General features: G+C 69.9%; 10 protein-coding genes. 8 read left to right on the forward strand and 2 right to left on the reverse strand.

From position 1 onward, the window contains the following. Window positions 1-160 precede the first annotated feature (160 nt). Complete coding sequence (glnA, locus tag K377_RS05270) at window positions 161-1,522, reverse strand: type I glutamate--ammonia ligase (RefSeq protein WP_111661948.1); 1,362 nt, start codon at window positions 1,520-1,522, stop codon at window positions 161-163. A 320-nt stretch (window positions 1,523-1,842) separates the two neighbouring features. Between glnA and K377_RS05275 the strand changes: the two genes are divergently transcribed. From K377_RS05275 to K377_RS05285, 3 genes are all read left to right on the forward strand, one after another. Further along, entirely contained in the window at window positions 1,843-2,514 is a 672-nt protein-coding gene (locus K377_RS05275; protein ID WP_111661949.1) for a DUF3105 domain-containing protein, read from the forward strand. A 20-nt stretch (window positions 2,515-2,534) separates the two neighbouring features. Further along, entirely contained in the window at window positions 2,535-3,137 is a 603-nt protein-coding gene (locus K377_RS05280; protein WP_258394973.1) for a DUF305 domain-containing protein, read from the forward strand. A gap of 180 nt (window positions 3,138-3,317) precedes the next feature. Next, window positions 3,318-5,252: a protease pro-enzyme activation domain-containing protein gene (locus K377_RS05285; RefSeq protein ID WP_111661951.1), complete on the forward strand. Its 1,935-nt coding sequence runs from the start codon at window positions 3,318-3,320 to the stop codon at window positions 5,250-5,252. Between the two features lie 239 nt (window positions 5,253-5,491). Here the strand turns inward: K377_RS05285 and K377_RS05290 are convergent, their stop codons facing one another. Beyond that, complete coding sequence (locus K377_RS05290) at window positions 5,492-6,514, reverse strand: hydroxyacid dehydrogenase (protein ID WP_375605905.1); 1,023 nt, start codon at window positions 6,512-6,514, stop codon at window positions 5,492-5,494. Between the two features lie 297 nt (window positions 6,515-6,811). Here K377_RS05290 and K377_RS05295 point away from each other — a divergent pair, with 297 nt between their 5' ends. The 5 genes from K377_RS05295 (at window position 6,812) to K377_RS05315 (ending at window position 11,835) form a co-directional block, all read left to right on the forward strand. Next, window positions 6,812-7,666, forward strand: coding sequence for a sugar ABC transporter permease (locus K377_RS05295; protein WP_111661952.1), 855 nt, complete (start codon window positions 6,812-6,814; stop codon window positions 7,664-7,666). Further along, complete coding sequence (locus K377_RS05300; RefSeq protein WP_111661953.1) at window positions 7,663-8,553, forward strand: carbohydrate ABC transporter permease; 891 nt, start codon at window positions 7,663-7,665, stop codon at window positions 8,551-8,553. Before K377_RS05295 ends, K377_RS05300 begins: the two co-directional genes overlap by 4 nt. A gap of 45 nt (window positions 8,554-8,598) precedes the next feature. Further along, complete coding sequence (locus K377_RS05305; protein ID WP_111661954.1) at window positions 8,599-10,248, forward strand: extracellular solute-binding protein; 1,650 nt, start codon at window positions 8,599-8,601, stop codon at window positions 10,246-10,248. A 70-nt stretch (window positions 10,249-10,318) separates the two neighbouring features. Then, window positions 10,319-11,365: a LacI family DNA-binding transcriptional regulator gene (locus tag K377_RS05310; RefSeq protein ID WP_111661955.1), complete on the forward strand. Its 1,047-nt coding sequence runs from the start codon at window positions 10,319-10,321 to the stop codon at window positions 11,363-11,365. A gap of 44 nt (window positions 11,366-11,409) precedes the next feature. Then, window positions 11,410-11,835, forward strand: coding sequence for a DUF6153 family protein (locus K377_RS05315; RefSeq protein WP_258394974.1), 426 nt, complete (start codon window positions 11,410-11,412; stop codon window positions 11,833-11,835). The last annotated feature ends 41 nt before the right edge of the window (window positions 11,836-11,876 follow it).

An 11,876-nucleotide genomic window follows, 5' to 3' on the forward strand; every position in this document is an offset into this window, starting at 1 on the left:
CGCTGCACGCCACCTCGTCCACTTCCGTCTCAGGCGGCGATCGTCTAGCTGTCTCACGGCCCGTAGACGGCCCGGGCAGATGAAAGCGCGGCGGGGGCGACGCCACTTGGCCGTAGCCCCCGCCGCACCACTTAGCTTGTGTACTTGCCCTGACCTGCCCTTACAGCACCGGCAGGTTCTTCCGCAGCTCGAACGCCGTGACCTCCGAGCGGTACTCCTCCCACTCCTGCTTCTTGTTGCGCAGGAAGAAGTCGTACACGTGCTCGCCCAGCGTCTCCGCCACCAGTTCCGAGCGTTCCATCAGGGCGATGGCCTCGCCGAGGTTCTGCGGGAGGGGCTCGATGCCCATCGCTCGGCGTTCGGCGTCCGAGAGGGCCCAGACGTCGTCGTCGGCGCCCGGCGGGAGTTCGTAGCCCTCCTCGATGCCCTTGAGGCCCGCGGCCAGGAGGACGGCGTAGGTGAGGTACGGGTTGGCGCCGGAGTCGATCGAGCGGACCTCGACGCGGGCCGAGCCGGTCTTGCCGGGCTTGTACATCGGGACCCGGATGAGGGCCGAGCGGTTGTTGTGGCCCCAGCAGATGTACGAGGGGGCCTCGCCGCCGGCGCCCGCGGTGCGGCCGCCGCCGCCCCAGATGCGCTTGTAGGAGTTGACCCACTGGTTGGTGACGGCCGAGATCTCCGCCGCGTGCTTCAGCAGGCCCGCGATGAAGGAGCGGCCGACCTTGGAGAGCTGGTACTCGGCGCCGGACTCGTAGAACGCGTTGCGGTCGCCCTCGAAGAGGGAGAGGTGGGTGTGCATGCCCGAGCCCGGGTACTCCGAGAACGGCTTCGGCATGAAGGTCGCGTTGACCCCCTGCTCCAGCGCCACCTGCTTCATGACCAGGCGGAACGTCATGATGTTGTCCGCCGTGGAGAGCGCGTCGGCGTAGCGGAGGTCGATCTCCTGCTGGCCGGGGGCGCCCTCGTGGTGGCTGAACTCGACCGAGATGCCCATCGATTCGAGCATGGTGATCGCCTGGCGGCGGAAGTCCATGCCGACGTTCTGCGGGGTGTGGTCGAAGTAGCCCGAGTTGTCGGCCGGGGTGGGCTGCGAGCCGTCGAGCGGCTTGTCCTTCAGGAGGAAGAACTCGATCTCGGGGTGGGTGTAGAAGGTGAAGCCGAGGTCGGAGGTCTTGGCGAGGGCGCGCTTCAGGACGTAGCGCGGGTCGGCGAAGGACGGCGAGCCGTCGGGCATCAGGATGTCGCAGAACATGCGGGCGGTGCCGGGGGCCTCGGCGCGCCACGGCAGGACCTGGAAGGTGCCCGGATCCGGCTTGGCGATCATGTCGGACTCGTAGACACGCGCGAAGCCCTCGATCGCCGAGCCGTCGAAGCCGATGCCCTCGTCGAAGGCCTGCTCCAGCTCGGCCGGGGCCACGGCCACCGACTTCAGGAAGCCGAGAACGTCCGTGAACCACAGGCGTACGAACCGGATGTCGCGCTCCTCCAACGTACGGAGCACGAATTCCTGCTGCTTGTCCATCTTCCGCTTCCACCCATCCTTGCTGGTCAGGCCGCCTGCTCCCACGCCCGCGGGCGCCATCGGGGGGACCTCGAAAAGAAACCGTAAAAGGGCCTGGTCACATCCCACCACACGCCCGTTTCGAGCGCGTTGCCGACCATGATCGTCATTGACCGGCCGGTGTCGCACTCATAGTGCCTCCTGGACCCCCCTCGGCCATAGTGCCTGCCGTTCGCCCCGAGCTCGACAGCGGGCCCGTACCGCGTGCTCCCGCGGCACCTCGATCCCCACTACGATCAGCGGGCCAGCCCCGTCTCATCCTTTTCTCATAAGGACTTGCCATGGGTTCCGCCAAGAACACCTCCGCTCCCTCCGCCACGGACCGCAGGGAGCGCATAGAGGAGATGCGCCGTGCCGAGCGCGCCCGCGCCCGGCGCGGCCGGATCGCCGTGATCTCGGTCAGCACGGTCGTCGTGGCCGCGTTGATAGGAGTAGGTGCGTGGGCGGTGACCCGGGGTGGCGACGACAAGGACACGTCCGCCGACGCCAAGCCCGCGGGACACTTCACCTACGCCAAGGACGGCGTGGGCACCTGGAGCGGCAAGCTCACCCGTAATCACGTCGGGGGCAAGCCCACCTATCCGATGAACCCGCCGGTCGGCGGGGACCACAACCAGGTGTGGATGAACTGCAACGGCGACGTATACGAAAAGCCCCTCGCGAACGAGCACGCGGTGCACTCCCTGGAGCACGGCGCCGTCTGGGTGACGTACAACGACAAGGCACCGGCGAAGGACGTCGAGGCGCTGGCCGCGAAGGTCAAGCAGACGCCGTACACGCTGATGAGCCCGATCGCCGACCAGAAGGACCCGATCATGCTGAGCGCCTGGGGCCACCAGCGCACGGTGAAGTCGGCGAGCGACCCGGCGGCCGCGAAGTTCTTTGCCGCGTTCGTCCAGGGCAAGCAGACGCCCGAGATGGGCGCGCCCTGTACCGGCGGTCTCGGACAGTGAGGCGCCGTACCGGATGGCTGGTGTCGGCCGTGGCGGCGCTGGCCGTCACGGCGGGCGCCGTCACCTACGCGGTGGCCGACGGCGACGGCGGGCCGAAGGATCTGGTGGTGCCCGCGGCCGAGTCGGCGGATGCCGGGTTCGCCCGCGACATGTCGGTGCACCATCAGCAGGCGGTCGAGATGTCGTTCATCGTGCGTGACGCGACCGACGACGAGGACGTGCGCCGGCTCGCCTACGACATCGCGCAGACGCAGGCCAACCAGCGGGGCATGATGCTCGGCTGGCTCGATCTGTGGGAGCTGCCGAAGGTGTCGGAGAAGCCGCCGATGACCTGGATGGGCATGGGTGACATGCCGGCGGGTGAGGACGGTGCGCTCATGCCGGGCATGGCGACCGACACCCAGCTGGGTCAACTCCGCAAGGCACACGGCAAGTCGGCCGAAGTGATGTATCTGCGGCTGATGATCGCCCACCACAGGGGCGGGGTGCACATGGCCGAGGGCTGCGTCGAGCGGTGCGAGGTCGGGGCCGAACGGCGGCTGGCGCGCGGGATGGTGGCCGCCCAGCAGTCCGAGATCGATCTGATGACGCAGATGCTCAAGGAGCGGGGCGCCAAGCCGTAGTCCGTAGTCCGTAGTCCGTAGTCGGCTGCACCGCTTCTCAAATCGGTTCATGTCGGCCTCAGTTGATCCGACTTGACGGCTTCTTGATCTATCCATTCCCCCCGCGTGAACGGTTCGTGACGAGAGTGGGACCCCTCTGCGTGTGCATTACACGTGCACCTCACCCAGGGGGTTTCCACTATGAGATCCAACAGCGGCATACGTCGCAGCCGTACCGGCCTCGCCGTCGCAGCGACACTGCCACTGGTCGCCGGCGCTCTGGCGATCGCCACCCCGGCCGACGCCGCGACGGCGCGCGACCACCTCACCGGCACCAAGCCGACGTGGGCCACGAACGCCGCGGACCAGGGCGCCACCGCCAACGGCAACAAGGTCACGGCCCGCGTGTACCTGGCCGGCCGGGACGCCAAGGGGCTCGCCGCGTACGCGAAGGCCGTGTCCGACCCGTCGTCGGCCTCGTACGGCAAGTACCTGACCGCCGCCCAGGCGCAGGCCCGCTTCGGCGCGACCAAGGAGCAGATCTCCGAGGTCACGCAGTGGCTGAAGGACTCCGGTCTGACGGTCACCGGCACCACTCAGCACTACATCTCCGTCTCGGGTGACGTGGCCGCCACCGAGCGCGCCTTCGGCACCCAGCTGCACAACTACGCCAAGGGCAAGCACACCTACCGCGCCCCCTCCGGCACCGCCTCCGTGCCGGCCTCGCTGGACGGCGCCGTGCTCACCGTGACGGGCCTGGACAGCGCCCCGCACAAGGCCACCAAGAAGGACGAACTCCCGCCGCCGGACGCGGTGTTCCGCAACGCGGGGCCGTTCTCCTCGTACTACGGCTCCAAGACCGCCTCGACGCTGCCCAAGGCCTACGGCCAGAAGGTCCCGTACGCGGTCAAGGGCTACACCGGCAAGCAGCTGCGGGCCGCCTACGGCGCGGGCAAGGCCACCGGCAAGGGGGTACGGGTCGCGATCACCGACGCGTACGCCTCGCCGTACATCGAGAAGGACGCCAAGAAGTACGCGGCCAAGAACGGTGACGCGCCGTACGGCAAGGGCCAGTTGAAGCAGGTCCTGCCGAAGAACTACACGAAGACCGAGGAGTGCGGCGCCTCCGGCTGGTACGGCGAGGAGACCCTCGACGTCGAGGCCGTGCACGCCGTCGCCCCGCAGGCCGACATCACGTACGTGGGCGCCTCGTCCTGCTACGACGACGACCTGCTCGACTCGCTCCAGAAGGTCGTCGACAAGCACCTGGCCGACATCGTCTCCAACTCGTGGGGCGACATCGAGGCCAACCAGACGCCCGAACTGGCCACCGCCTACGACCAGGTGTTCCAGCTCGGCGCGATCGAGGGCATCGGCTTCTACTTCTCCTCCGGCGACAACGGCGACGAGGTCGCCAACACCGGTACGAAGCAGGTCGACACCCCCGCCAACTCGGCGTGGGTGACCGCGGTCGGCGGTACCTCGCTGGCGGTCGGCAAGGGCGACAAGTACCAGTTCGAGACCGGCTGGGGCACGCTCAAGGCCAACCTGTCGGACGACGGCAAGAGCTGGACCGGCTTCCCCGGCGCCTACACCTCCGGCGCGGGCGGCGGCACCAGCAAGACCGTGGCGCAGCCCTTCTACCAGAAGGGTGTCGTGCCGAAGTCGCTGTCGTCGGCCAACGGCGGCAGCAACCGCGTCGTCCCCGACATCTCGGCCGTCGCGGACCCCAACACCGGTTTCCTGGTGGGCCAGACGCAGACGCTGCCCGACGGGACGCTCGGCTACGACGAGTACCGCATCGGCGGTACGTCGCTGGCGGCTCCGGTGATCGCGGGTGTGCAGGCGCTGGCGCAGCAGACGCGGGGCGGGCGGGCCATCGGCTTCGCCAACCCGGCGATCTACGACCACTACGGTTCGAAGATCTACCACGATGTGACGGACAAGCCGACCGGCAAGGACCTCGCGGTGGCCCGCGTGGACTTCGCCAACGGCTACGACGCCGCCGACGGGCTGCTCACCTCGGTGCGCAGCCTGGGCAAGGACGCCTCGCTGAAGGCCGTTCGCGGCTACGACGACGTCACCGGGGTCGGTTCGCCGGCGCCGGGATATGTCTCGTCGTTCCGTCGCCACTGATGCACCGGGTCGTGTAGCACCTGACGGCCGGTGGGGGCTGATCGCGCAGTTCCCCGCGCCCCTTAGGGGGCGCGGGGAACTGCGCGAGAAGCGGCCACCGGCCCGCACCCGACCAACCAACCCCCCAAGGGGCGCGGGGAACTGCGCGACCAGCCCCCACCGGCCGTCACCCGACCGACAACCCAGGGGCGCGGGGAACTGCGCAAAGAACAGCGGCCCGCACCTGAAGCACCCCGCCGTCAAGCCACCCGCAACAAATCCCCCCGCACCGTCCGCCCCGCCAGCTCCCGCCCGGCGACGAAGCGCTCCACCTCCTCCACGGCGAACCGCCCGAGCCGCTCCACCTCGGTGCCCTGCGCCCCGGCGATGTGCGGAGTGACCAGCACGTTCGGCAGGGCGAGCAGCGGATGCCCGGCCGGCAGCGGTTCCGGCTCGGTGACGTCGAGGAAGGCCGACAGACGGCCCCCCGCACACTCAGCGGCCAGCGCCCCCGTGTCGACCAGTGAGCCGCGCGCGGTGTTGATCAGCGTGCCGCCGTCGGGGATCAGCCGCAGCATCCCGGCGCTCAACAGCCCGCGCGTCTCGGGAAGTTCCGGCGCGTGCACACTGACGACGGCGCTGCGCCGGCACAGCCCGGCGAGATCCGTCAGCTCCGCGCCCAGCCGGGCGGCCCCGGCCTCGTCGACGTACGGGTCGCACAGCAGGACCCGGTAACCGGCCGGGTCGGCGCGCAGCGCCTCGATCACCCGGCGCCCGATCCGGGACGCCCCGATGACGCCCACCGTGCAGCCGTCGGCCCCGCTGCGCTCGTGGAAGCGCGGCCAGGCTCCGGCATAGCGGGCCGCCGTGGCCAGGGCGTTCTTCGCCGCGAAGGCGACCGCGGCGAGGGTGAAGGCGACGACGGGCCCGGCGTTGGCGTCGGCCGCCGACGAGACCAGCAGGCCGCGCTCCCACACCGCGTCCGTGACCAGCGGCCGCACCGAGCCCGCCGCGTGCACGACGGCCCTCAGCCTCGGCGTCCGGTCCAGGACTTGAGGGGTGAGCGGCGGGCAGGACCAGCCGGTGACCAGGATCTCCGTACCGGCGAGCACCTCGGCCGCACCGGGGCCGTCGAGCGGTCCGGTCAGCGGGACCGGAGCGAGCCGCACGCTCCGGCCGAGCCGCGCGCGCAGCCCCGGCGGGAAGACCCGCTCCACCACCTCGGCACCCATGGCCAGCGCCGCGGTCGGTCGGTATGCCGTCGTCACTCGGTCCCACCTCATATCCTCGCCCAGCATGTAACCGGTTACTAAAGCGCCTCAGAAGCCCGAGCGCCAGTCCTTCACCCACCCAATATTCAAAGGGGTCAGAGGGGTTGACCGCTCCATGTAACCGTTTTAGATTCCCGCTCACCTTGTTCCAACGACGGAGGGGCTCCCGTGCCCACGGTGGCGAAGGAAAGGCCCGAGACCGGGGTGGTGGACCTCCCGGACGGGCCACAAAGCGGGTCAACTACCCAAATACAGCAGCGCGATTCGGCATGGAAACGGTTTCGCAGCAGCCGTACGCTGCTGCTGCTCATGGTCCCGGGCCTGGTGTACTTCCTGGTCTTCCACTACGGCGCCTTCGTCGGCAACGCCGTGGCGTTCAAGGAGTACGACCCGTTCGCCGGGCTGTGGAGCAGCCCCTGGGTCGGCGTCGGCAACTTCAGCCGGATGTTCGCCGACCCGGACTTCTGGCACGCGACGTGGAACACCCTCTTCATCGCCGTGCTGCAACTGGCCTTCTACTTCCCGGTGCCGCTGGCGATCGCGCTGCTGCTGCACAGCCTGACGTCGGACATCGTGCGCCGCTTCGTGCAGTCCGTCGTCTATCTGCCGCACTTCCTGTCGTGGGTGATCGTGATCGCCCTGTTCCAGCAGGTCCTCTCCGACACGGGCCTGTTGAACAGCTTCCTGAGCGATTCGGGCCTGCACACCGTCGACATCATCGGCAACCCGGACGCCTACCGGCCGCTGGTGGTCGCCGAGGTGATCTGGAAGGACGCCGGCTGGGGCACCATCATCTTCCTGGCCGCCCTGATGCAGGTCGACGACCAGCAGTACGAGGCCGCCGCCATCGACGGGGCCGGGCCCTGGCGCCGCTTCTGGCACGTCACGCTGCCGTCGATCCGGCCCATCGTCGTCCTGCTCCTCATCATGCGGCTGGGCGACATCCTCTCCGTCGGCTTCGAACAGATGCTGCTGCAACGGCAGTCGGTGGGCCCGGAGGCCGGCGAGGTCCTCGACACCTTCGTCTACTGGCAGGGCATCGTCGGCGGCGACACCGGCTACGCCGCCGCGGCCGGCCTCTTCAAGGGCCTGGTCGGCGCCCTCCTCGTCTTCGTCGCCAACCGGATCGCGCACAAGCTCGGCGAGCAGGGGGTCTACAAGTGAGTACAGCGGTCCGTCCGGCGTGGATGGAGAAGCCGAAGCCCGTCACCAGGGCCGCCAAGGGGATCGCGGTGCTCGCCCTGCTCGCGCTCGTCCTCGTACCGTTCCTGGTGATCGTCTCGACGTCGCTCGCCTCGAACGAGGAGGTCGTGGCCAACGGCGGCTGGGTGCTCTGGCCCACCGACCCGAGCCTGCGCGCGTACCGGAACATCCTCTCCGGCGGCATCGTGACGCACGCGCTGGGCGTGAGCGTCGGCATCACCGTCGTCGGCACGTTCCTGTCGCTGGCGTGCACCGCGTTCCTGGCCTACGCGCTCAGCCGCCCCGGCGTCTTCGGCGGCAAGCCGGTGCTGCTGCTCGTCCTGTTCACGTTCCTCTTCCCGCCCGGCATGATCCCGGCGTTCCTGCTGGTCAAGGGGCTCGGGCTGGAGAACATGTACGCGGCGGTGGTCGCGCCCGTCCTCATCAACGTCTTCAACCTGATCGTCCTGCGCGGCTTCTTCCAGGGCATCCCCGAGGAGCTGTACGAGGCGGCCCGGCTCGACGGGGCCGGCGACTGGGCCACGTTCTGGCGGATCGCGCTGCCGCTGTCGAAGGCCGCGCTCGCGGTGGTCGGGCTCTTCTACGCGGTTAGCTACTGGAACTCGTGGTTCAACGCCTCCATCTACCTGGAGTCCGACCACTGGCCGCTGTCGCAGGTGCTGCGCATGTACGTGATCGGGGGCGCGCAGATCGCCGACACGGGCCTGAGCGAGGCGGGCATGGTCTCGGCTCCGCAGACGACCCAGATGGCCGTCCTCGTGATCGCCACCGTGCCGATCCTGATCGTCTACCCCTTCCTCCAGAAGTACTTCACCAAGGGCGTGCTCACCGGCGCCATCAAGAGCTGAGCCCCCCACTCCCCCGAACTCCCCTGACCAGAAGGGTTCTTCACCATGTCCGCGAACCTGTCGCGCCGCACCCTGCTGCGCTCCATCGCCGTCGGCGGCGCCGCGCTGGCCGCCCCCGCCGTCCTCACCGCCTGCTCCACCGAGAGCGCGGGCGGCGGCGACGTCTCCAACGCGGGCAAGAAGGCGGCGGCCTGGCCCACGTACACCCCGGCGAAGGGCGCGACGCCCGATCTCGCCGCGACCGCCGAGGGTGTGCAGGCCGGCTACACCCGCTATCCGTCGGACCTGGTGAAGGCGATCGCGGAGAAGCCGGGCACCGGCAAGCAGAAGATCAGAGTCATGACCATCACGTACGGGACCCCGCCCAAGCCCGCGGCGAGCAACAAGTACTGGGCGGCGGTCAACGAGGCGCTGGGCGTCGAGATCGAGTTCGTCGTGGTCGCCGACGCCGACTACCGCTCCAAGATGGCGACCGTGTTCGCCGGGGACGACATCCCCGACGTCATCAACCTCGGCGGCGGCTACGTCCTGCCCCGCCAGGCCCAGTTCATGAAGACCCGCTGCGCCGACCTCACCGAGTACCTGTCGGGCGACGCGATCGCGAAGTACCCGAACCTCGCGGGCATCCCCACCTACGCGTGGGAGGGCATGGGCCGGGTGTCGGGCCGCATCTACGGCGTCCCGGTCGAGCGCCCCAAGCCGCAGGACACCCTGTACTTCAACCGCGGGGCGCTGACGAAGGCCGGCTACAGGCCGGGCATGACCTCCGACGACTTCGCGGCGATGGCCAAGGAGGCCACCAGCGGCAAGAAGTGGGCGCTCGGCGGGTCGGCGACCTCGTACTTCGGCTACAAGACGCACGCCAACTGGTACGGCACGCCCAACGAGTTCGGGATCCAGGGCGGCGAGGTGGTGCACTGGGGCGCCTCCGAGGAGTTCCGGACCACCCTTGAGTACCTGACGAAGCTGCGCGCGCAGGGCTCGTACTACCCGGAGGCCACCTCGGTCTCGCAGGTCGACCTGAAGACGCAGTTCTGGAACGGCTCGGTGCTCTCCATGACCGACGGCTTCCTCGCCTACCCGGGCGCCGCCCAGGGCATCAAGGGCGCCTTCGACCTGGACGCGTTCGTGCCGTACACGGCCGACGGCGCGACCACCCGCTACCAGCAGTCCCAGGGCCTGTTCGGCACGACCGTCATCAAGAAGGCGTCCAAGGACCGCGTCGAGCTGATCCTGCGCGTCCTCGACTACCTGGCCGCGCCGTTCGGCACCGAGGAGTACGAGCTGACCCACTTCGGTCTGGAGGGCACGCACTTCAAGAGGGACAAGGACAACAACCCGATCGCCACCGAGCTGGGCCTGGTCGAGTCGAAGACCAACGTGCCGTTCATGTACCTCAGCGACGCCCCGCAGGTCCTGTACGCGCCGGGCTCCCCGGACGTCGTGAAGCGGCTGCACGCCTGGCAGCGGAAGGTCGTCCCGCTGATGCAGCCGAACATCCGCTACGGCCTCCAGTCGGACACGTACAACAAGCAGGGCACCGCGCTCCAGCAGCTCTTCGACGACGGGGTCACCGCGATCGTCAGCGGCCGCAAGAAGCTCTCCGACTGGGACGCCGTCTACGCCAAGTGGCAGGCGCAGGGCGGAAAGAAGGTCATCGAGGAGTTCGGCGAGGAGTACGCGGCGGCCCACTGATCCGGACCGCGCGCGATGATGGTGCGGGGCGGGCCCGCCCCGCACCACGGAAACCGAAGGGGACAGACGAGTGGGCGAGAAGGTCACCATCCGGGACGTGGCGGCACGGGCGGGCGTCTCGGTGGCGACGGTGTCGCGGGTGCTCGCGGGCTCCTACCCGACCTCGGCCGCCTCCCGCGCGAAAGTGCTGCGCGCGGCGAAGGACCTGGACTACGTGGCGAACGCGCACGCCCGCGCGCTCGCGGGCGCGGGCCGCAAGACCATCGCGGTGCTGATGCTGGACGTGGTGAGTTCGTTCTACGCGGCCGTGGCGCAGGGCGTGGAGATGGAGGCGGCCCGGCACGACCGGCTGACCCTCGTCGCGTCCACGGGCGCGGATCCGGCCCGTGAGCTGGCCCTGGTGCAGATGATGCGCGAGCAGGCGGCGGAGGCGGTGGTGCTGGTCGGCGGGGTCGTGGAGGACGACGAGTACCGGGAGCGGATGGCCCGGTACGCGCAGTCGCTGGCCGCCGCCGGTTCGCGTCTGGTGCTGTGCGGCCGTCCGGCGCCCGCGCCCGACGTGCCCGCGCTGGTCGTCGAGTACGACAACGAGGCGGGCGCGCACGCCATCACCAGCCACCTCCTCGGCGCGGGGCACCGCAGGATCGCGCTGATCGGCTACCAGCCGGGCAACACCACCGGTGAGGACCGGGTCCGCGGTTATCTGCGGGCTCTGGAGGACCACGGCGTGCCGCGCTCGGAGGCGCTGCTGCACGGCGTCGGCTTCGGCCGGTTCCACGGCGACGAGGCGATCCGCGACCTGCTCAGGAAGTGCGACGGCAAGCCGGACTTCACGGCGGTCTTCGCCGGGGACGACCGGGTGGCCGCCGCCGCGATCCGGGCGCTCGCGGAGTACGGGCTGCGGGTGCCGGAGGACATCTCGGTGGTCGGCTACAACGACGACCCGGTCGCCGCCGACATCACTCCGGCCCTGACCACGGTGCACATCCCCGGTGAGGAGCTGGGCCGCACGGCGGTCCGCCTCGCCCTCGACGGCGCGGGCCGCACCAGCCAGCAGCGCCATCTGCTGGGGACGCACATCGTGGTGCGGGAGAGCGTGGGGCGGGTACGGCCGTAGGGCCCGACTCTGGCCCTATACCGGGTGGGGGTAAGGTGCGGGCTGTGCCGCCGCAGCCGAGCCCGTCGCCGCGTGGCCGCCCGGGTGTCCGCCCCGGCGGCCGGCTGCTGCTGTTCGTGGCCCTGCTGTTCGGAATCGTCGGGATGCACACGCTGGGGCATCCGACGGGGCACGCGATGGAGCACGGGTCGGTGCCGGCGCACAGCACGGCGGCCCCTGCTGCCGTGCACGCCGCCCCGGTCACCGCGGGCGGGCACGGGGTGCCGGGCGACGGCGGGATGGACCCCCTCGGCGTGTGTCTCGCGGTGCTCGGTTCGTTCACGCTGCTGCTGTTGCTCGCGGCGGCGCCGCTCCTGCCCGCCGCCATGGTGGCGCTCGGGTCGGCCCTGCGCGGTCTGAGCCACGCGCACCGCCCGCATCCTCCCCCGCCCCGTACGACGTTGTCGCTCCTTTCGGTGCTGCGCATATAGGTCCGCGCACGCGCTGCCTCGGCCTGCCCGGATGCGGTGGG

This window comes from Streptomyces sp. PsTaAH-137, assembly GCF_003259365.1.
GTDB lineage: Bacteria > Actinomycetota > Actinomycetes > Streptomycetales > Streptomycetaceae > Streptomyces.

Bases quoted from the DNA above. Each gene is read 5' to 3' on its own strand.
- glnA (WP_111661948.1), bottom strand. From the start codon at position 1,522: ATGGACAAGCAGCAGGAATTCGTGCTCCGTACGTTGGAGGAGCGCGAC.
- K377_RS05275 (WP_111661949.1), top strand. From the start codon at position 1,843: ATGGGTTCCGCCAAGAACACCTCCGCTCCCTCCGCCACGGACCGCAGG.
- K377_RS05285 (WP_111661951.1), top strand. From the start codon at position 3,318: ATGAGATCCAACAGCGGCATACGTCGCAGCCGTACCGGCCTCGCCGTC.
- K377_RS05290 (WP_375605905.1), bottom strand. From the start codon at position 6,514: ATGAGGTGGGACCGAGTGACGACGGCATACCGACCGACCGCGGCGCTG.
- K377_RS05295 (WP_111661952.1), top strand. From the start codon at position 6,812: ATGGTCCCGGGCCTGGTGTACTTCCTGGTCTTCCACTACGGCGCCTTC.
- K377_RS05305 (WP_111661954.1), top strand. From the start codon at position 8,599: ATGTCCGCGAACCTGTCGCGCCGCACCCTGCTGCGCTCCATCGCCGTC.